The 23,891-nt window shown below is 56.3% G+C and carries 22 protein-coding genes; 13 read left to right on the top strand and 9 right to left on the bottom strand.

The window, feature by feature from the left end; genetic code table 11:
• The first annotated feature begins 4 nt into the window (after positions 1–4).
• From upp to JZ655_RS15185, 3 genes are all read left to right on the top strand, one after another.
• The gene (upp, locus tag JZ655_RS15195) at positions 5–631 is read left to right on the top strand and encodes a uracil phosphoribosyltransferase (protein WP_040074548.1); all 627 of its coding nucleotides are present in this window, start codon (positions 5–7) and stop codon (positions 629–631) included.
• An 87-nt stretch (positions 632–718) separates the two neighbouring features.
• A complete protein-coding gene (uraA, locus tag JZ655_RS15190) occupies positions 719–2,008 on the top strand; it encodes a uracil permease (RefSeq protein ID WP_040074549.1) in 1,290 nt (429 codons plus the stop codon).
• A gap of 95 nt (positions 2,009–2,103) precedes the next feature.
• Complete coding sequence (locus JZ655_RS15185; protein ID WP_212478503.1) at positions 2,104–2,805, top strand: DnaA inactivator Hda; 702 nt, start codon at positions 2,104–2,106, stop codon at positions 2,803–2,805.
• A 29-nt stretch (positions 2,806–2,834) separates the two neighbouring features.
• Here the strand turns inward: JZ655_RS15185 and arsC are convergent, their stop codons facing one another.
• Together arsC and bepA are read right to left on the bottom strand one after the other, a co-directional pair.
• A complete protein-coding gene (gene arsC / locus JZ655_RS15180; protein WP_040074551.1) occupies positions 2,835–3,194 on the bottom strand; it encodes an arsenate reductase (glutaredoxin) in 360 nt (119 codons plus the stop codon).
• A 12-nt stretch (positions 3,195–3,206) separates the two neighbouring features.
• Complete coding sequence (bepA, locus tag JZ655_RS15175) at positions 3,207–4,670, bottom strand: beta-barrel assembly-enhancing protease (RefSeq protein WP_207292191.1); 1,464 nt, start codon at positions 4,668–4,670, stop codon at positions 3,207–3,209.
• A gap of 220 nt (positions 4,671–4,890) precedes the next feature.
• Here bepA and JZ655_RS15170 point away from each other — a divergent pair, with 220 nt between their 5' ends.
• Complete coding sequence (locus JZ655_RS15170; protein ID WP_207292190.1) at positions 4,891–5,952, top strand: AI-2E family transporter; 1,062 nt, start codon at positions 4,891–4,893, stop codon at positions 5,950–5,952.
• A 51-nt stretch (positions 5,953–6,003) separates the two neighbouring features.
• Here JZ655_RS15170 and bcp read toward each other — a convergent pair whose 3' ends face one another.
• On the bottom strand, positions 6,004–6,474 hold the full coding sequence (bcp, locus tag JZ655_RS15165; protein ID WP_040074555.1) for a thioredoxin-dependent thiol peroxidase: 471 nt from the start codon (positions 6,472–6,474) through the stop codon (positions 6,004–6,006).
• Positions 6,474–7,043 carry a glycine cleavage system transcriptional repressor gene (locus JZ655_RS15160; protein ID WP_040074556.1) on the bottom strand — a complete coding sequence of 190 codons (570 nt, stop codon included), beginning with the start codon at positions 7,041–7,043 and terminating at the stop codon, positions 6,474–6,476. Before JZ655_RS15160 ends, bcp begins: the two co-directional genes overlap by 1 nt.
• A 145-nt stretch (positions 7,044–7,188) precedes the next feature.
• On the opposite strand from JZ655_RS15160, the gene dapA reads away from it, so the two are divergent.
• The 6 genes from dapA (at position 7,189) to ypfH (ending at position 13,714) form a co-directional block, all read left to right on the top strand.
• Positions 7,189–8,067, top strand: coding sequence for a 4-hydroxy-tetrahydrodipicolinate synthase (gene dapA, locus JZ655_RS15155; protein ID WP_040074557.1), 879 nt, complete (start codon positions 7,189–7,191; stop codon positions 8,065–8,067).
• A gap of 16 nt (positions 8,068–8,083) precedes the next feature.
• Positions 8,084–9,118, top strand: coding sequence for an outer membrane protein assembly factor BamC (gene bamC / locus JZ655_RS15150; RefSeq protein ID WP_040074558.1), 1,035 nt, complete (start codon positions 8,084–8,086; stop codon positions 9,116–9,118).
• A 110-nt stretch (positions 9,119–9,228) separates the two neighbouring features.
• Positions 9,229–9,942 (top strand): phosphoribosylaminoimidazolesuccinocarboxamide synthase, encoded by a 714-nt coding sequence (purC, locus tag JZ655_RS15145; protein WP_046884628.1) that lies wholly within the window; start codon positions 9,229–9,231, stop codon positions 9,940–9,942.
• A 124-nt stretch (positions 9,943–10,066) separates the two neighbouring features.
• Positions 10,067–10,930 (top strand): KPN_02809 family neutral zinc metallopeptidase, encoded by an 864-nt coding sequence (gene ypfJ, locus JZ655_RS15140; protein ID WP_040074560.1) that lies wholly within the window; start codon positions 10,067–10,069, stop codon positions 10,928–10,930.
• Positions 10,930–12,945 carry a tRNA(Met) cytidine acetyltransferase TmcA gene (locus JZ655_RS15135; protein ID WP_207292189.1) on the top strand — a complete coding sequence of 672 codons (2,016 nt, stop codon included), beginning with the start codon at positions 10,930–10,932 and terminating at the stop codon, positions 12,943–12,945. Before ypfJ ends, JZ655_RS15135 begins: the two co-directional genes overlap by 1 nt.
• Before the next feature lie 73 nt (positions 12,946–13,018).
• Positions 13,019–13,714 carry an esterase gene (gene ypfH, locus JZ655_RS15130; protein WP_207292188.1) on the top strand — a complete coding sequence of 232 codons (696 nt, stop codon included), beginning with the start codon at positions 13,019–13,021 and terminating at the stop codon, positions 13,712–13,714.
• A gap of 36 nt (positions 13,715–13,750) precedes the next feature.
• Here the strand turns inward: ypfH and JZ655_RS15125 are convergent, their stop codons facing one another.
• Genes JZ655_RS15125 through JZ655_RS15115 form a run of 3 tightly spaced genes read right to left on the bottom strand, consistent with a single transcriptional unit; the run spans position 13,751 to position 15,461 of the window.
• On the bottom strand, positions 13,751–13,948 hold the full coding sequence (locus tag JZ655_RS15125) for a YpfN family protein (RefSeq protein WP_040074562.1): 198 nt from the start codon (positions 13,946–13,948) through the stop codon (positions 13,751–13,753).
• 25 nt (positions 13,949–13,973) lie between these two features.
• Entirely contained in the window at positions 13,974–15,101 is a 1,128-nt protein-coding gene (gene dapE / locus JZ655_RS15120) for a succinyl-diaminopimelate desuccinylase (RefSeq protein ID WP_040074563.1), read from the bottom strand.
• Positions 15,102–15,104: 3 nt separating this feature from the next.
• Entirely contained in the window at positions 15,105–15,461 is a 357-nt protein-coding gene (locus tag JZ655_RS15115) for an ArsC family reductase (RefSeq protein WP_207292187.1), read from the bottom strand.
• A gap of 388 nt (positions 15,462–15,849) precedes the next feature.
• Here JZ655_RS15115 and ypfM point away from each other — a divergent pair, with 388 nt between their 5' ends.
• Positions 15,850–15,909 carry a protein YpfM gene (gene ypfM / locus JZ655_RS15110; protein WP_001386977.1) on the top strand — a complete coding sequence of 20 codons (60 nt, stop codon included), beginning with the start codon at positions 15,850–15,852 and terminating at the stop codon, positions 15,907–15,909.
• A 107-nt stretch (positions 15,910–16,016) separates the two neighbouring features.
• On the opposite strand, the gene acrD is transcribed toward ypfM, so the two are convergent.
• Positions 16,017–19,130 (bottom strand): multidrug efflux RND transporter permease AcrD, encoded by a 3,114-nt coding sequence (acrD, locus tag JZ655_RS15105; RefSeq protein WP_207292186.1) that lies wholly within the window; start codon positions 19,128–19,130, stop codon positions 16,017–16,019.
• 220 nt (positions 19,131–19,350) lie between these two features.
• Positions 19,351–21,024: a nitrate/nitrite two-component system sensor histidine kinase NarQ gene (gene narQ / locus JZ655_RS15100; RefSeq protein WP_207292185.1), complete on the bottom strand. Its 1,674-nt coding sequence runs from the start codon at positions 21,022–21,024 to the stop codon at positions 19,351–19,353.
• A 216-nt stretch (positions 21,025–21,240) separates the two neighbouring features.
• On the opposite strand from narQ, the gene aegA reads away from it, so the two are divergent.
• Complete coding sequence (gene aegA, locus JZ655_RS15095; RefSeq protein ID WP_207292184.1) at positions 21,241–23,205, top strand: formate-dependent uric acid utilization protein AegA; 1,965 nt, start codon at positions 21,241–21,243, stop codon at positions 23,203–23,205.
• Between the two features lie 66 nt (positions 23,206–23,271).
• Positions 23,272–23,847, top strand: coding sequence for a GDP-mannose pyrophosphatase NudK (gene nudK / locus JZ655_RS15090; RefSeq protein ID WP_046884635.1), 576 nt, complete (start codon positions 23,272–23,274; stop codon positions 23,845–23,847).
• Positions 23,848–23,891: the final 44 nt, after the last annotated feature.

Here is a 23,891-nt window from a genome sequence, read left to right as displayed (position 1 = left end):
AAGTATGAAGATTGTTGAAGTGAAACACCCGCTGGTAAAACACAAGCTGGGCCTGATGCGTGAGCATGACATCAGCACGAAACGTTTTCGCGAACTGGCCTCTGAAGTGGGCAGCTTACTGACATACGAAGCGACCTCCGATCTCGAAACCGAAAAAGTGACCATCGAAGGCTGGAACGGCCCGGTGCAGGTTGAGCAGATCAAAGGTAAAAAAATTACCGTTGTGCCGATCCTGCGCGCAGGTCTGGGCATGATGGAAGGCGTTCTGGAGCACGTACCCAGCGCACGTATTAGCGTAGTGGGTATCTACCGTGACGAAGAGACCCTGGAGCCCGTGCCGTACTTCCAGAAGCTGGTTTCCAACATCGACGAGCGTATGGCACTGGTCGTTGACCCGATGCTGGCGACCGGCGGTTCGATGATCGCCACTATCGACCTGCTGAAAAAAGCGGGCTGCAGCAGCATTAAAGTGCTGGTTCTGGTGGCGGCACCGGAAGGTATCGCGGCACTGGAAAAAGCGCACCCGGACGTCGAGCTCTATACCGCGTCCGTTGATCAGGGGCTGAACGAGCACGGGTACATTATCCCGGGGCTTGGCGATGCCGGCGACAAGATTTTTGGTACTAAGTAATCGAATAACGATAAAGAAGCCGACTTTGATAGTCGGCTTTTTTTTGAATACAACACCCACAATAATCATTACTCAGAGGACAACACTATGACGCGCCGTGCTATCGGGGTGAGTGAAAGACCGCCGCTTTTACAGACGATCCCGCTTAGTTTGCAGCACCTGTTTGCCATGTTTGGCGCAACCGTGCTGGTGCCCATCCTGTTCCACATTAACCCGGCTACCGTGCTGCTGTTTAACGGTGTCGGCACCTTGCTTTACCTCTTCATCTGTAAAGGTAAAATCCCGGCTTACCTGGGTTCCAGCTTTGCATTTATCTCTCCGGTGCTGCTGTTGCTGCCGCTGGGTTATGAAGTGGCGCTGGGCGGCTTTATCATGTGTGGCGTGCTGTTCTGTCTGGTCTCTTTCATTGTGAAGAAAGCCGGTACCGGCTGGCTGGACGTCATGTTCCCGCCTGCGGCGATGGGGGCGATCGTGGCCGTCATCGGTCTGGAATTGGCAGGCGTGGCGGCCAATATGGCGGGATTACTCCCTGCTGAGGGACAATCGCCGGATTCTAAAACCATTATCATCTCGCTGGTCACGCTGGGTGTAACGGTATTTGGTTCCGTGCTGTTCCGTGGCTTTATGGCCATTATCCCGATTTTGATCGGCGTGCTGGCGGGTTATGCGCTCTCCTTCGCAATGGGCGTTGTGGATACCACCCCTATTGCCCAGGCGCACTGGTTCGCTCTACCAACCTTCTATACTCCGCGCTTCGAGTGGTTCGCTATCTTCACCATCCTGCCTGCTGCGCTGGTGGTGATTGCGGAGCACGTCGGCCACCTGGTGGTCACGGCGAATATCGTTAAGCGCGATCTTATCCGCGACCCTGGCCTGCATCGCTCAATGTTTGCGAACGGCCTGTCGACCATGATTTCCGGATTCTTCGGCTCCACGCCAAACACCACCTACGGTGAGAATATCGGCGTTATGGCGATCACCCGCGTCTACAGCACCTGGGTAATTGGCGGCGCGGCCATCATCGCCATTCTGCTTTCATGCGTGGGTAAGCTGGCTGCGGCGATTCAGATTATCCCGGTTCCGGTAATGGGCGGCGTGTCGCTGCTGCTGTACGGCGTGATTGGCGCATCCGGTATCCGCGTCCTGATCGAATCCAAGGTCGATTACAGCAAAGCGCAAAACCTGATCCTGACCTCCGTGATTTTGATCATCGGCGTGAGCGGCGCGAAGGTACACATCGGCGCCGCAGAGCTGAAAGGGATGGCGCTGGCCACGATTGTCGGCATCGCCCTGAGCCTGATCTTCAAAGCGATCTCGGTTCTGCGTCCGGAAGAGGTAGTTCTGGATGCGGAAGAGAGCGAAAAATCCGCACATTGATCGATAAACCGGGCGGCCGTTCCGCCCGGTTCTCTCCCTGCATGTTCCGTGCTAAACTCTTTGCCGATTACGAGTAAGACCTGGTTGAGGTATTTCTGAACGCACCGGCACAGCTCTCTTTGCCACTTTATTTACCCGACGACGAAACGTTTGCCAGTTTCTGGCCGGGTGATAACCCCTCTTTACTGGCTGCACTGCAAAACGTGCTGCGCCAGGAGCATAGCGGTTACATCTATATCTGGTCGCGCGAAGGTGCGGGCCGCAGCCATTTACTGCACGCAGCCTGTGCTGAGCTCTCTCAGCGTGGTGACGCCGTGGGTTACGTTCCGCTCGATAAACGCACCTGGTTTGTACCCGAAGTGCTTGACGGTATGGAGCAGCTTTCCCTGGTCTGTATCGACAATATTGAGTGCGTGGCGGGTGATGAACTCTGGGAGATGGCGATCTTTAATCTCTACAACCGCATCCTTGAATCCGGTAACACCCGGCTGTTGATCACCGGCGATCGTCCTCCGCGCCAGTTGAACCTGGGGCTGGCGGATCTCGCGTCGCGACTGGACTGGGGACAGATCTATAAGCTGCAACCGCTGTCAGACGAAGACAAACTACAGGCTTTGCAACTGCGGGCGCGGCTGAGAGGTTTTGAACTGCCGGAAGATGTGGGGCGCTTCTTGCTGAAGCGGCTGGATCGTGAAATGCGCACGCTGTTTGTCACGCTCGACAAGCTGGACCATGCCTCTATTACCGCCCAGCGAAAGCTGACTATTCCTTTCGTAAAAGATATTCTGGCGCTCTGAACCCGGCCGACTGCCGGGTTGACCTCTTCTTACTTGACGATATCCAGTACCTGTTCCGGCGGGCGTCCGATACGCGCTTTGCCGTTCGCGACCACAATCGGCCGCTCAATCAGTTTCGGGTTCTCTACCATCGCCTGGATTAGCGCGGCTTCGCTCAGGTGGCTGTCAGCCAGGTTGAGCGATTTATAGAGCTCCTCTTTCTGGCGCATCAGTTCACGTGCGCTACCCATTCCCAACATTTGCAGCAGCGCCTTGATCGTGTCGGCATCCGGCGGCGTCTCAAGATAAAGAACCACGTCTGGTTCAATACCGTTCGATTGCAGCAAGCTTAACGTTTCGCGGCTCTTGGAGCAGCGAGGGTTATGGTAGATCTTTACCGCGTTAGTCATCTGTTCTCCTTTTTACATCTTTTCATACGGGCGGTAGCGCTGTTGTAACTGTCGCAGCTGATCGATACGGGCATCGTAGCGCGCCTGCTGCAGGCTCCCCAGCTTCGCCTGCGAGCTGGCGCTGCTCAGCAACGAGATAGCCTGATCCAGTCGTCCGGCAAGGGCATAACCCTCGGCGCGCGCGGCCAGCTCCTGATCGCGATGGTTCAGCGCGGCTTCGGCCTGCGCCAGCAGATCCCAGCCGTTGGGGTCGTCTTTATAGCTGAAGGTATAGCGATTGAGGATGGTCACAGCCTCCTGCGGCTGACCACCCTGTAAGTAAGCATTCGCCAGGTTGAGTTGCAGCACCGGATTGTTGCGCAGATCGCGTGCGCCCTTCAGGCGATTAATCGCCTCTGTGGCGCGTTTCTGGCCCAAATCAATGTCTGTGGCGAGGTCGAGATACCAGGCATTGCCCGGTTCAGCCGTCAGCAAAGGCTGCAGATTCTTGCGTGCCTCATCGTAATTACTCGCCTCCATCGCCTGCAGGGCCCGGCCATACTGCGCCGCGCGCTGTTCGCGCACATTCCCTTTAGCCCAGCTGTCGAGCAGATCGCTGGTTAACTGATTACGACCAGAGTTATACATCCCGAGCGTTCTCACCTTCGCCATGTAAAAATCTTCTGAAGACTGCACCACCACCGAACGCATCTGATTGGCACGGTTACGGGCATCAGAAAGGCGGCTCTCAGGCAGGGGGTGAGTCAGCAAGATTTCCGGCGGACGGGAGGAGTAACGCGCCTGGTCGAGCAATTTTTCAAGGAAGGTGGGCATAGCCTGCGGATCAAAGCCAGAGCGTTGCAATACCTGGATACCGATACGGTCGGCTTCCTGTTCGTTTTGCTGGGTAAAGCTGATCATCCCCTGGCGGGTGCCCGCCAGCGTACCCGTCAGGGCGGCCATACCGGCCTGGGGGCTTGCCATTGCCAGCAGAATCGAACCCAGCGCACCAACCCAGGTCAGCGGGGCGCTACGTTTTTGATCTTCCATGGCCCGAGCCAGGTGACGCTGGGTAACGTGGGAAATTTCGTGCGCCATCACCGACGCCAGCTGGCTTTCGTTATCGGCATAGCGGAACAGCGCCGAGTGCAACACCACGTTACCGCCAAAGAAGGCGAAGGCGTTGATCTCGTCGTTGTTGATCAAAAAGAAGTGGAACGGCGTCTTCACTGAATCTGCATGGGAGACCAGCCGCATGCCCAGTGAGTTAATGTACTGCACCAGCAGGGGATCGTTGATCAACGGCGCGCTGCCACGAAGCTGGCGGACATAAAAATCGCCCATCTGCATCTCCTGGCCAATGGAGAGCGTGCTTCCTGCTGAGGTGCCCATATCCGGCAATGAATCGGCCGAATCGGCAAAGGCTGGCGTCATCTGACCCACGGTCAGAGCAGCGATAAGCGTTGCAACCAGCGTTTTTTTCAACTGCCTGAACATAACCTCGGTCCTGTCTGTTGGGTGTGCTATTTTGACCGGCGAACCCGTATATCGTTCACCAGCGGCTGCTTTGCGAGTGTAGCCGTGTCGGGGCGATAAGAAAATCCCCCGTCTCAGCTTTTGCGTTTTGCGACAAGACGATAAAAAGCGAAAGTCTTTTCAACGACTCTTCGATACAATTCGCCTGTTCTCTCTCGCCACCTCCCCAGGTAAGGACTGTATGCTTGAGTTATTGATGCAGTGGTATCGCCGGCGTTTTAGCGATCCGGAAGCCATTGCTTTGTTGGTTATTCTTGTTGCCGGATTTGGCATTCTCTTCTTCTTTAGCGGACTTTTAGCACCGCTGCTGGTCGCCATCGTTCTGGCCTATCTTCTGGAGTGGCCTACCGTTCGCCTGGAACATATCGGCTGCTCTCGCCGCTGGGCAAGCACCATCGTGCTGGTGCTCTTTGTCGGAATCTTACTGCTGATGTCCTTTGTGGTTCTGCCCATTGCCTGGCAGCAGGGCATCTACCTGATACGTGATATGCCCGGTATGCTCAGCAAGCTCTCCGATTTTGCCGCTACCTTGCCGCGCCGCTATCCGGCGCTGATGGACGCGGGCATCATTGATGCCATGGCGGAAAATGTGCGTACCCGCATCATGACGATGGGGGATACGGTAGTGAAATTTTCCCTCGCCTCGCTGGTCGGGCTGCTGACGCTGGCGGTTTATCTGGTTCTGGTGCCGCTGATGGTCTTCTTCCTGGTGAAGGATAAAGAGCAGATGCTCAACGCGGTACGCCGCGTACTGCCGCGGAACCGCGGGCTGGCAGGGCAGGTATGGCAAGAGATGAATCAGCAAATCACGAACTACATTCGCGGCAAAGTGCTGGAGATGATTGTAGTGGGTGTGGCGACCTGGATTGGCTTCGTCATCTTTGGGCTCAACTATTCGTTGCTACTGGCAGTGCTGGTCGGCTTCTCGGTGCTGATCCCCTACATCGGGGCATTTGTGGTGACGATTCCGGTGGTCGGGGTCGCGCTATTCCAGTTTGGCCTGGATACTGAGTTCTGGAGCTGCTTCGCGGTGTACCTGATTATCCAGGGGCTGGATGGCAATCTGCTGGTCCCGGTGCTCTTCTCTGAAGCGGTGAACCTGCATCCGCTGGTGATTATTCTGTCGGTGGTGATTTTTGGCGGGCTATGGGGATTCTGGGGGGTGTTCTTTGCGATTCCACTGGCGACGCTCATCAAGGCCGTGGTGCACGCATGGCCAGATGTTCCTGCGGTAGAAGAGTAGCGAGCCTCAACATAAAAAACGGCAACCTCAGGGTTGCCGTTTTGTTTTAAATCAGGCGTTCTCTTTTAGCCAGTTAAGCACCACGTCATGGTGATTGCTGGTTTTAAAATCGTCAAACACATGTTCGACTTTGCCGTTGGCGTCAATCAGGAAACTGATACGGTGGATGCCGTCATAGGTTTTCCCCATAAAGGATTTCTCACCCCAGACGCCAAAGCTTTCGCAAACTTTGTGGTCTTCGTCGGAAAGCAGCGTAAAGTTCAACAGCTCTTTTTCGGCGAAGCGAGAGAGCTTTTCAGGCTTGTCAGTGCTGATACCCAGCACGTCAACGCCTGCATTTTTCAAACCGTCCATGTTATCGCGTAAACCGCACGCTTGTACGGTACAGCCTGGCGTCATGGCTTTCGGGTAGAAATAGACCAGAACACGCTGTCCCTGGAAGTCGGCCAAATTTACTTGCTCACCGTCTTGATCGGGCAAGCTAAATTTCGGTGCGATGTCACCGGCTTTCAGTGGATTCATTACTCAACTCCATCCTGTTCATGCTGTGAATAGTTGACGACGTTTATACTGCCTTGCGCATTCAATTCTGTACATAGGGCTTTGAACGCTTGCTCGATATTTGACGCATCGTGCGAGGCGGGGCTATGAGCGGTAATCTGAATGAACAGCCGTGGGGCATTCTCATCATTTCCGGGCTGCGTGCGAGAAACCAGCTCTGCGACGTTCATTTGATGGCTGTCGAACAGCGCAGTGAAACGTTCGATTAGATGCGGTGAGTCATTCACCTCGACCTGCACCCAGACGGTTGCGGGCATGGCCGGAATAGGGCGTGCAGTGGTGCGCTTCATGACGATGAGCAGGTCCAGCTCAGCCCCTTTCATCGGCAGCGTCGACTCAATTAAGTTAATGGCGTTCCATGACCCGGAAAGCAGCATAATAAACGTGAACTCTTCGCCCAGCATCGCCAGCCGGCTATCTTCAATGTTACAGCCGCAGCTACTGACGTGACGGGTGATGGTGTTCACAATACCAGGCCTGTCGGCACCCAGCGCAGTGATAACCAGGTAATGTTGTGATGGGGTTGTCAAACCTGTTCTTCCTTTGCGTGGTTAAGTCTTACTAAGGAAAGCATAAAAAAAACCGGCATACAACAACCTGGGGGCCTCAGGTCGCTTGCTTTTATTACAGTTCCAAACGTACCATTGAGGCTCTTGCACGCATTGAGGATGGCCCATGTTCACGGGAAGTATTGTCGCGATTGTTACACCGATGGATGAAAAAGGTAATGTCTGCCGGTCAAGCCTGAAGAAACTGATTGATTATCATGTCGCCAGCGGAACCTCGGCGATTGTATCGGTAGGGACTACCGGTGAATCTGCCACGCTGAGCCACGATGAGCATGGCGATGTCGTATTGATGACCCTTGAACTGGCTGACGGCCGCATCCCGGTCATTGCCGGAACTGGCGCCAATGCTACTGCTGAGGCTATCAGCCTGACGCAGCGTTTTAACGACAGCGGCGTTGTGGGTTGCCTGACGGTAACGCCATACTACAACCGTCCTACCCAGGAAGGTCTGTTCCAGCACTTCAAAGCTATCGCCGAACATACTGACTTGCCGCAAATCCTGTATAATGTGCCGTCGCGTACTGGCTGCGATATGCTGCCAGAAACCGTGGGCCGTCTCGCCAAAGTAAAAAATATTATTGCGATTAAAGAGGCGACCGGGAACTTAAGCCGTGTTCACCAGATCAAAGAGCTGGTTTCAGACGACTTCATCCTGCTCAGCGGGGATGATGCCACTGCGCTGGACTTTATGCAGCTCGGTGGTCATGGGGTCATTTCCGTGACCTCAAACATCGCGGCCCGTGATATGGCTGAAATGTGCAAACTGGCTGCCGCAGGGCATTTCCAGGAAGCACGGTTGATCAACCAGCGTCTGATGCCGCTGCACAATAAATTATTTGTCGAACCCAATCCGATCCCAGTGAAATGGGCATGTAAGGAGTTGGGACTTGTAGCAACCGACACGCTGCGTCTGCCGATGACCCCCATCACCGACCATGGTCGTGAAGTGGTTACCGGCGCGTTGAAGCATGCTGGTTTGCTGTAAAGTTTAGGGAGATTTGATGGCTTACTCAGTACAGAAATCGCGCCTGGCGAAGGTTGCGGGTGTTTCGCTTGTTATGCTGCTTGCGGCCTGTAGCTCAGATTCACGCTATAAACGCCAGGTGAGCGGTGACGAATCCTACCTGGATGCTACGCCGCTTGCTGAACTTCATGCTCCTGCGGGCATGATCCTGCCGGTTGAGAATGGCGATTACACCATTCCTGTCACCAATGGCAGTGGCGCGGTGGGTAAAGCGCTGGATATCCGTCCGCCGGCACAGCCGCTGGCGCTGGTGAGCGGTGCGCGCACGCAGTTTACCGGTGATACCGCCACCCTGCAGGTCGAAAGCGCGCGTAACGCTAACCTGTGGCCACAGGTGGTTAGCGTGCTGCAGGCGAAGAACTACACCATCGATAAACGTGATGATGCCAGCCAGACGCTGACAACGGACTGGATCGAATGGAACCGTCTGGATGAAGATCAGCAGTACCGTGGTCGTTATCAAGTCTCTGTTAAGGCTCAGGGTTATCAGCAGGCCGTGGTGGTCAAACTGTTGAACCTGGAGCAGGCGGGTAAACCGGTTGCTGATGCTGCTTCTCTGCAGCGCTACAGCGCCGAGATGCTGAACGTAATCTCTGCGGGCCTCGATAAAAACGCTACCGACGCGGCGAACGCGGCGCAGAGCCGTAACGGCGCCACCTTCGATGTACAGAGCGCTGCAGACGATACTGGCCTGCCTATGCTCGTGGTACGTGGTCCGTTCAACCAGGTCTGGCAACGTCTGCCGTCGACGCTGGAGCGCGTAGGTATGAAGGTCAACGACAGCACCCGCTCTACCGGCAGCATGGCGGTGACCTACAAGCCGCTTTCCGATAGCAGCTGGGAAGAGCTTGGCGCGCGTGACCCAGGCCTCGCAGCCGGCGACTATAAGTTGCAGGTAGGGGATCTGGATAACCGCAGTAGTTTGCAATTTATCGACCCGAAAGGGCATACGCTGACCCAGTCGCAAAACGATGCGCTGGTTGCTGCCTTCCAGGCCGCATTCAGCAAATAAAAAAAAGGTGCTGGTTTATCCAGCTCTTTTTATTTTAGTGCTACGCAAACGTGTGCGTGGCATAATACGCCGGGTTTTGTACACAAATCATCACACCAGGAGTAGAGAAGATGCAGAAGCAAGCTGAGTTGTATCGTGGCAAAGCGAAAACCGTATACAGCACGGAAAATCCCGATCTGTTGGTGCTCGAGTTCCGCAATGATACGTCAGCAGGAGATGGCGCGCGCATTGAGCAGTTCGATCGTAAAGGGATGGTGAACAACAAGTTTAACTATTTCATTATGAGCAAACTGGCGGAAGCGGGTATTCCGACGCAGATGGAAGCGTTGCTGTCCGATACGGAATGTCTGGTGAAAAAACTGGATATGGTTCCGGTTGAGTGCGTAGTCCGTAACCGTGCCGCTGGCTCCCTGGTGAAACGTCTGGGCGTTGAAGAGGGTATCGAACTGAACCCGCCACTGTTCGACCTGTTCCTGAAAAACGATGCGATGCACGACCCGATGGTGAACGAGTCTTACTGCGAAACCTTTGGCTGGGTGAGCAAAGAGAATCTGGCGCGCATGCAGGAGCTGACCTTCAAAGCCAACGACGTGTTGAAAAAACTCTTCGATGACGCCGGCCTGATTCTGGTCGACTTCAAACTGGAATTCGGACTTTATAAAGGCGAAGTGGTACTGGGCGATGAATTTTCTCCAGACGGTAGCCGTCTGTGGGATAAAGAGACCCTGGATAAAATGGACAAAGACCGCTTCCGCCAGAGCCTGGGTGGCGTGGTTGAAGCCTATGAAGCCGTTGCCCATCGTCTGGGTGTGAACCTCGATTAATCCCCGCTTTTCCGTCAGAGGTAGATACCTGCCTCTGACGTTTCATCCGTGTTGCCTGTGGTAATCTTCCCCTTAAACGCCTACGATCAGACATATTATCAATGCGATATTATTGAGGTGGGATATGCGCTGGCAAGGGCGTCGTGAAAGTGACAATGTAGAAGACAGGCGCAGCGGTGGCGGCGGTCCGATGATGGGCGGCCCGGGCTTTCGCTTACCTCGCGGTAAGGGGGGGCTGGTTCTGCTGGTGGTGGTACTGGTAGCAGGGTACTACGGCGTCGACCTGACCGGTTTACTCACCGGCCAACCGATGGAACAGCAGCAATCGCAGCGTTCCATTAGCCCTAATGAGGACGAAGCGGCAAAATTCACTTCGGTGATCCTGGCCACGACCGAAGACACATGGAGCCAGCTGTTCGACAAAATGGGCCGGACCTATCAGCAGCCGAAACTGGTGATGTATCGCGGCGCCACGCGCACCGGATGCGGCACCGGCCAGTCGGTAATGGGGCCGTTCTACTGCCCGGCCGATTCGACCGTCTATATCGATCTCTCTTTTTATGATGACATGAAATCAAAACTGGGCGCCGATGGCGATTTCGCTCAGGGCTATGTTATTGCCCATGAAGTTGGGCACCACGTGCAGAAGCTGCTGGGTATCGAGCCAAAGGTGCGTCAGCTGCAGCAAAATGCCAGCCAGACTGAAGTAAACGCGCTGTCGGTGCGCATGGAGCTACAGGCCGACTGCTACGCCGGCGTGTGGGGACACAATATGCAGCAGCAAGGCGTGCTGGAAGCGGGCGACCTGGAAGAGGCGCTCAACGCCGCCGAAGCCATTGGTGATGATCGCCTGCAGCAGCAAAGCCAGGGGCACGTCGTCCCCGATAGCTTTACTCACGGCAGCTCACAGCAGCGCTACACCTGGTTCAAACGCGGTTTCGATAGCGGTGACCCGGCGCAGTGCAATACCTTTGGCCGCGCAATGTAATGTCTAAGGGCGTTGAGACATTATCCCGGTTTCAACTGCAGTTGGCGCGTGCCGGGCATCGGCGTCTACTGGTGGTCAGCGGTGAAGATGAGTGGGCGCAGCAGCAGGCGCTCACCCTTTGCGATACGCTTGCCGGCGACTGGCTTTGGGTGGGCAATAACGCGCCGGTTCCGAACGCCTGCGCTCCCCAGGCATTAAGCAACCTGCTGGGTCGAGAGCATCTTCACGCCGTGTTTGATGCACGTTACGGCTTTGACGTGGCCGCCCTGGCGGCGCTCTGCGGTACGCTGCGCGCCGGCAGTCTGCTGGTCCTGCTGACGCCCCCTTTAACACAGTGGCCCTCCAAACCTGATCAGGACGCCGTGCGCTGGAGCGACAGCGCCGAGCCAATTGCTACACCGCGTTTCGTGCAGCACTTTTGTCGCCACCTCGCTGCCGATCCGCAGGTGCTCCTGTGGCAGCAGGGCGACCCGTTGATCCTTCCGGACCTACCGCCAGCGATCCCCTGGCAACCCGCCAGCGGTGAACCCCAGCGCGAGCAGGCGCAAATCCTCGAGCGTTTACTGACCCAGCCCCCAGGCATCACCGCCGTTACTGCCCCCCGCGGGCGAGGCAAATCGGCGCTGGCGGGCATGCTACTGCAACGTATTACCGGCAACGCAATCGTGACGGCACCGTCCAGAGGCGCCACGGACGTTATTGCCCACTTCGCCGATAAGCACTTTCACTTTATGGCGCCGGACGCGCTGCTGGCCTCAGGGCGAGTGGCTGACTGGCTCATTGTTGACGAAGCTGCTGCCATCCCCGGCCCGCTACTGGAACAGCTGGTGAGTCGTTTTCCGCGGGTACTGTTAACCACAACCGTACAGGGGTACGAAGGCACGGGCCGGGGATTTTTACTGAAGTTCTGCGCTCGCTTTGCCGGGCTGCGCTATTTCCCGCTTTCCGAGCCGATGCGCTGGGCCGTCGGCTGTCCGCTGGAGCGCTTTATCGATGAGGTGCTGCTGTTTGACGATCGCCCTGACAGTGAGCCTGCGCAGGGCGAGGTCCGTTTTTTACCCCTTGAGCCGGAAGCCTGGCTCTCTGCCCCCGCGCGGCCATCCGCGGTCTATAAACTCCTGTGTGCCGCCCATTATCGTACCTCGCCGCTCGACTTACGGCGGATGATGGATGCTCCGGGCCAACACTTTACCGTCGCCTGCAAGGGGGATCGCGTAACGGGGGCAGTGTGGCTGGTCGATGAAGGCGGCTTGGCGCCTGGACTCAGCCGGGCGGTCTGGGCCGGGTACCGGCGTCCGCGCGGTAATCTGGTGGCGCAGTCTCTGGCAGCACATGGCGGCTCGCCGCTTGCCGCGACCCTCAGCGGCAGACGAATAACCCGGGTGGCCGTCCATCCTGGCCACCAGCGTCAGGGGCTCGGTCAGGCGCTGATTGCCAGCGCGGCGGCCAGCGCAACGGTCGATTACCTCTCGGTCAGCTTCGGCTATACCGAGGAGCTCTGGCGCTTCTGGCAGCGCTGCGGTTTTGTGCTGGTACGAATAGGCAGCCACCGGGAGGCGAGCAGCGGCTGCTACAGCGCCATGGCGATACGTCCCCTCAGCGATGCAGGGCGAGCGCTTTGCGCGCATGAGCATCAACGCCTGCGCCGGGATGCCCGCATCATTGAGCGCTGGAATGGTGAAAAGATCCCGGTAGAGACGCTTGAGTCGGCTACCCTTACGGATGATGACTGGCTGGAGCTGGCGGGATTCGCCTGGGCTCATCGCCCGTTTTCCGCCTCTGTGGGCAGCCTCACCCGGCTGTTAAATGCCACCTCAGCACCGCTGGAGGCGTTAAGGGGCAAAATCGAGCTGCAGCTGGAGGAGGGCGAAATGAGCCGCAGGCTGGGGCTAAACGGGCGTAAAGCGCTGTTAGCGCGGTTGCGTGCCGAAACCGGCCAGACACTGGCGCAGCTGGATCTGCCGCGTAGCCAGCAGCTCAAAAACGACATATTGCAATGGCAATTTTTTCAATGACTTCTTCAATGAACTGGCATGGTTAATATGCCCATCAGGCGTAAAATCGGGTTCATCAAATAAGGAGAGTGCCATGAAACATGATCATTTTGTTGTTCAAAGCCCGGTGCAACCGGCAAAACAATTATTGCTGCTGTTTCATGGCGTAGGCGATAGCGCGGCTAACATGGCGCAGATCGGATCCTGGTTTGCGCCGCATTTCCCGGATGCGCTTATTGTCAGCATCGGTGGCGCAGAGCCGTGCGGCCCGAACGGCCGCCAGTGGTTCGCCGTGCAGGGCGTGACCGAAGAGAGTCGTCAGGGGCGGGTGGACGCCATCATGCCGCGATTTATCGAAACGGTGCACTACTGGCAGCAGCAGAGTGGGGTAGGCGCCAATGCCACCGCGCTGATTGGTTTCTCGCAGGGCTCAATTATGTCGCTGGAAAGTATAAAAGCAGAGCCGGGGCTGGCATCACGGGTGATTGCCTTTAATGGCCGCTACGCCACCCTGCCGCAATATGCCGATACCGCCACGACCATCCATCTGATTCACGGTGGTGAAGACCGGATCATTGAGTTATCGCACGCCGTCGACGCCCAGGAGGCATTGCTGCGGGCGGGAGGAGATGTGACGCTGGATATCGTTGAAGATCTGGGTCACGCCATCGACGATCGCAGTATGCAGTTCGCACTGGACCATCTGCGTTTTACCGTACCGAAGCACTATTTTGACGAAGCGCTGAGCGGCGGTAAGCCTAACGACGATGACATCGTAGAGTTCTTGTAATAAAAAGCCCTCTCCCGGTGGGGAGAGGGCTGATTTTCACTTCTTCTGGTCTTTGTTCGGCCAGTCGTCGTCATCATCCCACTTATCGTTAAAATCACGATGCGGCGGGAGGTCGGGTTTGTTGGCGAGGAATTTCTTGTGGTCCACGCGATTCAGATCTTTGATGACATTGATCAGCACGCCCACCAGGAAAACCAACACCAGAATCCACCAGTATTTTGCCAGCCAGTCCATTCGCTTTTCCTTTTACAGAACATCATCAGGCGATGAGCTGCTCCATGATACGTTGATACATACGAGCCAGTAGCTGTAAATCAGCCGCATTCACGCATTCATTGATTTTATGAATGGTGGCGTTCACTGGCCCAAGTTCTACCACTTGCGCACCCATACGGGCGATAAAGCGCCCATCGGATGTGCCGCCCGTGGTAAGTAGCTGCGGTTTAATTTCATTATAGTGCGCGATAGCGTTAACGACCGCATCGACCAGCTTGCCGCGTCCGGTCAGGAAAGGTTGGCCTGAGAGCCACCAATCCACGCTGTAGCGCAGCGCATATTTATCCAAAAGCGCGGCCACACGGGCTTTGATCATCTCGTCGGTCAGCTCGGTGCTGAAGCGGAAGTTAAACTGAACGAACAGATCGCCCGGGATCACGTTGTTACTGCCGGTTCCGGCCTGGATGTTGGCAATCTGCATGCTGGTGGGCGGGAAGTACTCATTGCCTTTGTCCCACTCGATACCCACCAGCTCGTTGAGCATAGGGGCTGCGCGGTGTACCGGGTTATCGGCCAGGTGTGGGTAGGCAACATGGCCCTGCACGCCGTGGATGGTCAGGTTGCAGGTGAGTGAGCCCCGACGACCATTTTTCACCACATCCCCCACCACTTCGGTGCTGGAGGGCTCACCCACCAGGCAGTAGTCCAGGCGTTCATTACGCGCCATCAGGGTTTCGACTACCTTCACGGTGCCGTTTTTAGCGCTGGCCTCTTCATCAGAGGTGATCAGAAATGCCAGACGGCCTTTATGGTTCGGATGCTGAGCGACAAAGCGTTCAGCCGCCACAACCATGGCCGCCAGCGAGCCTTTCATGTCTGCCGCGCCGCGACCAAACAGCATACCGTCGCGGATGGTGGGTTCGAAAGGCGGGTTGATCCAGAGGTCGGCGTTGCCCGCAGGTACCACGTCGGTGTGTCCGGCAAAGGCCAGGGTTTCGCCCTCACCACGCCACGCCCAGAAGTTTTGCGTATCGCCAAAATCCATCGCTTCAACGGTGAAGCCGATAGCGCGCAGGCGTTCTATCATTAGCGCCTGACAACCAGCGTCGTCCGGGCTGAGGGAGGGGCGGCGAATAAGCTGCTGAGTCAGCTCAATGACCGGGCATGACATAAACTACACCTCGTCAAAATAGCGTTGGTAACTGGAATCACTAAAGCCCAGCAGCATAGGCTGACCTGGCGTCCAGAGCAATGGGCGTTTAATGATTGCAGGCATTTCAATCATCAGTGCCGCCGCGCTGTCGGCGTTATTAATGCTGGCGCGCAGGCTCTCATCCAGCTTACGCCAGGTCGTCCCTCGGGTGTTCAGCAACGCTTCCCAACCCAGTTCAGCGATAAATTTTTGCAGCAAATCTTCATCCAGTCCGTCCACGCGATAGTCATGAAAACGATAGTCAATATTGTTATCTTCAAGCCAGCGGCGTGCTTTTTTGATGGTATCGCAATTTTTGATGCCATAGAGCTGGGTCATGGTGAATCCTTTTGTATTAAATGCGCTCAAATGCGCAGTATTTTCGAATATGTTAGTGATGCACAAATATAACACATTCAGTTTATGACTTTATTTAAACATGCTACGCACCGCTGCTTAAGGGAAATAATGAATATTCTTTCACTCTCGCTGCATAGCCCTACAGAATCAAATAAAAGCCTGGCAAAACGACCTGGATTTATTTCATCGACTTAAATCAGGGTTGTTTCAAAATATTGCAGTACGTCACATAAAGTTTATCGTTCTCCCTCCATATTACTTACAAGCCCTGTGATAGCAGGGTAGGGCAATCGCAGTGATTGATTAAAGATTCTTCACATTGGCGATATATTCTCGTAAAATGCCCATAATAATAAGAGAGGTTGTTATGATTGAACGTGAACTGGGGAACTGGAAAGATTTTATCGAAGTCATGCTTCGTAAATGAAATTCAGGAAGAACAGCAAAAAGCACTTGGTTGTAAAATAATGATAGTGTGCACAAAAGCACACAAAAAAGGCGGCTAGTGAGGCCGCCTTTTTTATTTCTAACGCCTTATTCCGGGCGCGCTTTTAGCGGGAAGCGACGGCGTACCAGCACAAAGAAGAGCGGTACAAAGTAGATGGCAAGTATCGTGGCCGCGATCATCCCGCCCATTACGCCCGTCCCTACCGCATGCTGACTTGCTGAGCCGGCACCGGAACTGGTCGCCATCGGCAGTACGCCGAAAACAAACGCCAGCGAGGTCATCAGAATTGGACGCAATCGCTGACGGCACGCATCCAGCGTAGCGGCTACCAGATCCTGGCCCTTCTCATTCATCTCGTTAGCGAATTCGACGATCAATATGGCGTTCTTCGCCGATAGCCCAATAACCGTCAGCAACCCGACCTGGAAGTAGACGTCGTTCTCAAGCCCGCGCATCCAGGTGGCCAGCAGGGCGCCAATTACCCCCAGCGGCACCACCAGCATGACCGAGAAGGGAACTGACCAGCTCTCATAGAGCGCGGCCAGACAGAGGAAGACGACCAGCAGCGACAGCGCATAGAGCGCAGGTGCCTGCGCGCCGGAGAGGCGTTCTTGATACGACATGGCCGTCCACTCCAGCCCGAAGCCTGCCGGAAGCTGACTGACCAGCCCTTCCATCACATCCATTGCCGTACCGGTACTGACGCCTGGCGCGGCTTCCCCGACAATTTCCACTGCCGCATAGCCGTTGTAGCGCTCCATGCGCGGCGAGCCGGTTTGCCAGCGTGACGTAGCGAAGGCGGAGAAGGGCACCATGCTGCCTTCTTTATTGCGTACGTACCAGAGGTTGATATCCTCCGGCAGCATGCGGTATTTGGCGGCTGCCTGCACGTAGACCTTCTTCACGCGGCCACGATCCATAAAATCATTCACGTAGCTGGAGCCCCACGCGGTATGCAGCGTGTCGTTGATATCATCAATAGAGACGCCCAGCGCCTGCGCTTTACGCTGATCGATATCGATCTGTAACTGGGGGCTGTCATCAAGGCCGTTGTGGCGTACCCGGGTCAGGTTGGGCTCTTCTCCGGCCAGCTCCAGCAGGCGATCGCGCGCCGCCATCAGGGCGTCATGCCCCGCACCGGCGTGATCCTGCAACTCCATATCAAAACCGGCGGAGCTACCCAGGCCGCTGATGGCCGGCGGGCTGCTGGCAAAGACGCGCGCTTCTTTAATCCGACTGAACGCTTTGGTGGCACGCTCGATAATGGCAAACGAGGTGCCAGTTTTCGCATCACGTTGCTCCCAATCTTTCAGGCGTACAAACATACGTGCCACGTTCTGCCCGTTGCCGCCAGGGCCAGAGCCGACGGTGGCAAACACCGACACGACGTTCTCTTTCTCTTTGGTGAAGAAATACTGTTCGACCTGCTGCACCACTTTCAGTGTCTGCTGCTGCGTCGCGCCGCTGGGAAGCTGCACCGAGGTAATAAACATGCCGCGGTCTTCCAGAGGTAAAAATGAGGTGGGCAGGCGCAGGAACAGGAACACCATTCCGCCCAGCAGCAGCACGTACACCACAATCCAGCGCAGACTGTGCTGCAAAACTCGCCCCACGCCCGCTTCATAGCGTGCCGCGTTGCGATTGAACATGCGGTTGAACCACCCGAACAAGCCTTTTTGCCCGTGATGCTCGCCTTTGTGTAGCGGCTTAAGCAGGGTAGCGCAGAGGGCAGGGGTCAGGATCATCGCCACCAGCACGGACAGTACCATCGCCGAGACAATGGTAATGGAGAACTGGCGATAGATAGCCCCCGTAGTGCCGCCAAAGAAGGCCATTGGCACAAAGACGGCCGACAGCACCAGGGCGATACCCACCAGCGCCCCCTGGATCTGCCCCATTGATTTTCGGGTGGCCTCCCGTGGGGAGAGCCCCTCCTCGCTCATGATGCGTTCGACGTTTTCCACCACCACAATGGCGTCATCGACCAGTAGCCCTATCGCCAGCACTATAGCAAACATCGTCAGGGTGTTAATGCTGTAGCCAAAGGCATAGAGCACGGAGAAGGTCCCCATCAGTACCACAGGCACGGCGATGGTTGGAATGAGGGTGGCGCGGAAGTTTTGCAGGAACAGATACATCACGAGGAACACCAGCGCGATGGCTTCCAGCAGCGTTTTGACTACGTCCTCGATAGAGGCTTTCACGAAGGAGGTGGTTTCGTACGCGACCTTGTATTCGAGCCCGTGGGGAAAGAAATGCGACAGTTCATCGAGGCGGTCGATGACCAGTTTGGCGGTGGCCATTTCGTTGGCCCCCGACGCCAGTTTCACCCCCAGCCCGGAGGCTGCATTGCCGTTGAACCGGCTAAGATAGTCATATTTCTCGGCACCCATCTCAATCGTCGCCACGTCGCCGAGGCGCACCTCGGAGCCGTCCTGATTCACGCGCAGCGTGATGTCCCGGAACTGCTGCGGTGTCTGCAGTAATGATTGCGAATTGATGGTGGCGTTCAGCGCCTGCTTGTCGATGGCGGGCGTCCCGCCCAACTGGCCAACGGCAATCTGGGCGTTTTGCGACTCGATAGCGTCGGTCACATCTTTCGCCGTCATCTGAACGCTGTTCAGTTTCGCCGGGTCAAGCCAGATGCGCATGGAGTATGGTGAGCCGTAGGCGTCGATATCCCCCACGCCGTTAATACGGCTCAGCGGATCCTGAATATTACTGGCGACGTAGTCGGCGATGTCCTGCTTATCCATTGAGTTATCGGTAGAGACGAAGGCGATGGTCAGGATATTGGTGTCCCCGGTTTTACGCACCGTCACCCCCTGATTCTGCACCGCCTGGGGCAGTTTACGCAGGGCTGACTGCAGCTGGTTTTGCACCTGTTGCACCGCTTCGTCGGGATCGCTGCCGGCGGAAAAGCTCAGCGTGACCGTTGCCATACCGGTAGCGCTGCTCTGGGAAGACATATACATCAGGTTATCGAGGCCGGTCATATTCTGCTCGATAACCTGGGTGACCGTATTTTCCAGCGTCTGTGCCGACGCCCCCGGATAGTTGGCAGTGATACGCACATTCGGCGGTGCCAGGTCGGGATATTGCTCAACAGGAAGTGAAAAAATGGCCAGGGTGCCGGTCAGGCATAATAAGATTGCCAGTACCCAGGCAAAAATGGGGCGATCGATGAAAAAATTCGCCATTGAACCAGGACCTCATTTAGCGTCGAATTGTTATTGTACATTGCCCGCATCACTCTAGCGGCAAGGCGGATGTCAAACGTGGAGAAAATAAGGAGATAGTGTAAATTATCATGCGCGTTTACAGCGCAATCGCGCCTCCTGTGCGGCTGAGTATTACGCACGCGCGTGGCGTTCTGATGAGATGCGAGGGTTATTTACGCTTATTTACCCTCTGCACGGCTCATTGTGGAAAACGCACCTCCACCTGAGTTCCCCCCTCCGCCGGACGCGTGAAGTGAAGAGTCCCTCCCAGCCGCACGGCGCGCTCGCGCATGATATTGAGCCCGTAATGGCCAGGGGGTTCGCTGGCATCGCCAATCCCTATCCCATTGTCGCGAATAGAAACGATGTGCTCGCCGCTGGCGGTGGTCACGCAGGCGACGGCAATCTCACTGGCCTGCGCATGCTTAATAGCGTTCAGCACCGCTTCGCGCACAATCTGCAGCAGGTGCACCTGCTTTTGCGCATCGAGGGCGAGGGAGGAGAGACGACAATCTAAAGAGAGTTTCGCGCGGGTCTGGCTTTGTAAGCCATCCAGCGACTCCTGGAGCGCCGCGGGGAGGTTGGCATGATTGAGCGTCAGGCGGAAGGTGGTCAGCAGTTCGCGTAACTGAAGCCAGGCATCGTTCAGCGCTCGCGAGAAGTCGCTAATAATGGTCTGCGCCGGCTGGTTCTCCTCCGGTACGGCGTGTTTTAACAACGTTAGCTGAATGCGTAAATAAGAGAGTACCTGGGCCAGCGAGTCGTGCAATTCCCGGGCAATGGTGGCACGCTCCTCCATCAACAGCAGTTGCTGGAAATGCTTCTGCGACTGGTTCACATAGATGCCGCGCCCCAGCATCGTGGCCACGCTTTTCATCAGCGGCCCTGACACCGTGCCGTGCTCGTTCTGCCAACAGAGTTCACCAAATCGCGTCTCCTGCATCACCACCGGCAACTGCTGCATGGGTAAACGATCACTTTTGTAGCCCTCACTCATCTGCCAGCCGTCGCTGGTGCTTAGCGCCAGATAGCGCATGCCGGTATGCTCCTTCACAATTTGCAAAATGTGGCGAAAGCAGTGGCTGTCTGTCTGGCTGGCATTCAGGGCCTGTGAACAGGTGAAAAGCATCTCCAGCTGCTGGTGGGCCTCATGCAAATGATGGGTTTTCTCTTCCACGGAGCTTTCCAGGGAGCGGTAAAGGGTGTGCAACTCCTCGGCCATATGGTTAAAGGTGCGCGACAGCAGGCCCAGTTCGTTGGGCAGATCGCTGTCCGGAGCGGGGGTATCAAAGCGGCCTTGTTCAATCTGCAGGCTGGAGCTTACCAGATGGTTGAGCGGGGCGACGACCTGGCGGCGAATGCGACGCAGCGTGATAAAGACCAGCAGCAGGATCCCGCCGCCGCCTGCCAGCGAAATGATCACCACCATCTGCATCTTGTGTTCGGCATAATGTTGCAGTGAAAGCACAAAGGCATCCATTCGCCCGATATACTCTTCGATATGCGCCTGGTACCACGCCTCGTTGCCCTGCAATAATTGCTCATTCATCACCTGCCATGCCGCCTGCAACTGATGATAGCGTTGCTTTACCTCCTCCGGCACATACCACTTATCCAGCGATGTTAACGCTGGCGCATTCAGCGTGTTTTGCCAGGTAAGCAAGTGCTCATGCAGATCGCTCCCACCACGCTGCAGCTCGTAGCCAAGACGATAGCTCTGCATACGCAGGGAGCCGGCAATGTTAATGGCTTCTGCATCGCGTTGGCTGCTGGCAAGGGTCAATAGCGCTACTGCGCTGGACAGGATCGATAACACAATTATGGAGATGAATGCCCGGGCAAGGCTTCGCGAGACGGGTCGTTTTACTATCACACATGGCTTCCTGAATGATGTCTGAACAAAGGTCCGGCGCGACTGCGCCAGCCGAAGGAAACGCTATTCCCTTTACGCAAAATATATTTGATCTCACTCAGGTTCAGGGCAGAAAGTTCGCGTTTCTGGGCATATGAACATTGCCTGAACCCGCCCCGGTGCGTAAATACTTAACCCCTGTAAAAAATAAGGTTAATAACCAGGGCAGGTGTCGCTATGAATCATTTTATTATGGCCAACAGCCAGCAATGTATCGGATGTCACGCCTGCGAAGTCGCCTGCGTGATGGCGCATCATAATGAACAACATGCGCTGAGTCAGCGGGAATTCACGCCACGAATCACCGTGGTGAAAGAGGGGAGCCGCTTCAACACCGTCACCTGCCATCACTGCGAAAATGCTCCCTGCATCCAGAGCTGTCCGAACGGGGCCATCGCCCGCGAAAACGACAGCGTGCAGGTGAATCAACAGCGCTGTATTGGCTGTAAAGCCTGCGTCGTGGCTTGCCCCTTTGGCACGATGGACATCGTGATTACCGCCCAGGGGGAAGCCACCGCGCAGAAGTGCGATCTCTGTGCCGGACGGCCGCAGGGGCCAGCCTGCGTGGAAAACTGCCCGGCCGATGTCCTGACGCTTGCCACCCCTGACGCACTGAATCAACTCTCCCGCGCGCGCAGGCTGCGTACGGCGAGTCATGAGGCGCAGCCATGGAAAGGGATTGCCCCGGCGGCGGTGAAAGCCGGCGGAAAGCGGGCGCAGCTGCAGGCGCTTAGCCCGCGTGGCGAGCCGGATAAGCTCAGCCCTGAGGCGCGCGTGGGCAACTTTGCAGAAATTTATCTGCCATTTCGAACAGAGCAGGCGCAGCGGGAGGCATCGCGCTGTCTTACCTGCGGCGAGCACACGATTTGTGAATGGACCTGTCCGCTGCACAACCATATCCCGCAGTGGATTGAGCGGGTAAAAGCCGGTGATATCGAGGCGGCGGTCGAGTTATCACACCAGACCAACTGCCTGCCGGAGATCACCGGGCGAGTCTGTCCGCAGGACAAACTTTGCGAAGGGGCCTGCACGGTGCGCGAGGCGTCCGGCGCGGTCACCATCGGCAACCTTGAACGTTATATTTCTGACCAGGCGCTGGCGAAAGGCTGGCGGCCCGATCTCAGCCAGGTAGTGCCGGTCGATAAACGTGTGGCCATTATCGGTGCCGGGCCTGCGGGGTTAGCCTGCGCGGACGCGCTGGTGCGCCGTGGCCTTAGCGTGACCGTCTACGATCGTCACCCGGAGATTGGCGGTTTGCTGACCTTTGGCATACCGTCGTTCAAACTGGATAAGTCGCTGCTGGCCCGCCGTCGCGACATCTTTACCGCGATGGGGATCCGTTTTGTACTCAATTGCGAGGTGGGTAAGGATGTGTCGATGGCTGAACTTCAGCAGGATTATGATGCGCTCTTTATAGGAGTCGGCACCTGGCGGTCGATGAAAGCCGGCATCCCTAACGAAGAGGCGCCGGGTGTTTACGATGCGCTGCCGTATCTGGTGGGCAATACCCGTCAGCTTATGGGGCTGCCCGCCTCGGTGGCCGATCCCTTTATCGATACCGCCGGGCTCAACGTGGTGGTACTGGGGGGCGGCGATACGGCGATGGACTGTGTGCGTACCGCTCTGCGTCAGGGGGCGGCAAACGTCACCTGCGCCTACCGTCGCGACGAAGCCAACATGCCCGGTTCCCGTAAAGAGGTGAAAAATGCCAAAGAGGAGGGGGCCGCCTTTGAATTCAACGTCCAGCCGGTGGCGCTGGCGCTGGATGACAGCGGACGGGTCAACGGAGTTCGTCTACTGCGCACCCAGCTTGGCGAGCCGGATGGCGAGGGGCGGCGGCGTCCGGTGCCGATTGCCGGCAGTGAATTCGTGATCCCTGCCGATGCGGTAATCATGGCCTTTGGCTTTACTCCGCATGCCGCGGCGTGGCTGCAGGCGCAGGGGGTGGCCGTGGATGAGTGGGGACGGATTGTCGCCGGCGTCGACAGCCGTTACCGTTATCAGACCAGTAACCCGCAAATTTTCGCCGGTGGCGATGCGGTTCGCGGTGCTGACCTGGTGGTGACCGCCATGGCCGAAGGGCGGCATGCGGCGCAGGGCATCGCCGACTGGCTGGGCGTAAATCAGAATCTTATCCATTAACCCGGCCACGACAAAGCGGACTTCACGGCGTAGTATGACGAGGATATTTTGCGCTGTGGAGTCCGCATGACCCTGAAAATTGACCTAATCAAAGATAAAATCCTCTCCGACAATTACTTTCTGCTTCGCAACATGACTTACGATCTAACGCGTGAAAACGGCGAAGTCGTGCGCCATAAGCGTGAGGTCTACGATCGTGGTAATGGCGCAACGGTGATGCTCTATAACCGGGATAAAAAAACCGTGGTGCTGATCCGTCAGTTCCGGGTAGCGACCTGGGTTAATGGCAATCCCGACGGTATGCTGATTGAAACCTGTGCCGGTCTGCTGGATGACGATGCACCCGACGTCTGCGTCCGTAAAGAGGCAATTGAAGAGACCGGCTTCGCCGTCAGCGAAGTGCGTAAAGTCTTTGAGCTGTATATGTCCCCGGGCGGTGTCACCGAACTCATTCACTTTTTTGTTGCGGAATACAGCGACGCTCACCGCGCCAATGCGGGCGGCGGCATTGAAGATGAAGAGATCGAGGTACTGGAGATGCCTTTCACCGAGGCGCTGGAGAAGGTTAAAACCGGCGAAATCCGGGATGGCAAGACGGTGATATTACTGCAGTATCTTCAGACATCCGGCTTAATGACTTGATCTTATTAATGTTAATAAGATGTATTTTAAATAAATCTATCCGA

This window comes from Leclercia pneumoniae (assembly GCF_017348915.1).
GTDB classification, from domain to species: Bacteria; Pseudomonadota; Gammaproteobacteria; order Enterobacterales; family Enterobacteriaceae; genus Enterobacter; species Enterobacter pneumoniae.
Note: the sequence above shows the minus strand (reverse complement) of the source record. Positions and strands in the feature narration are given on the sequence as shown.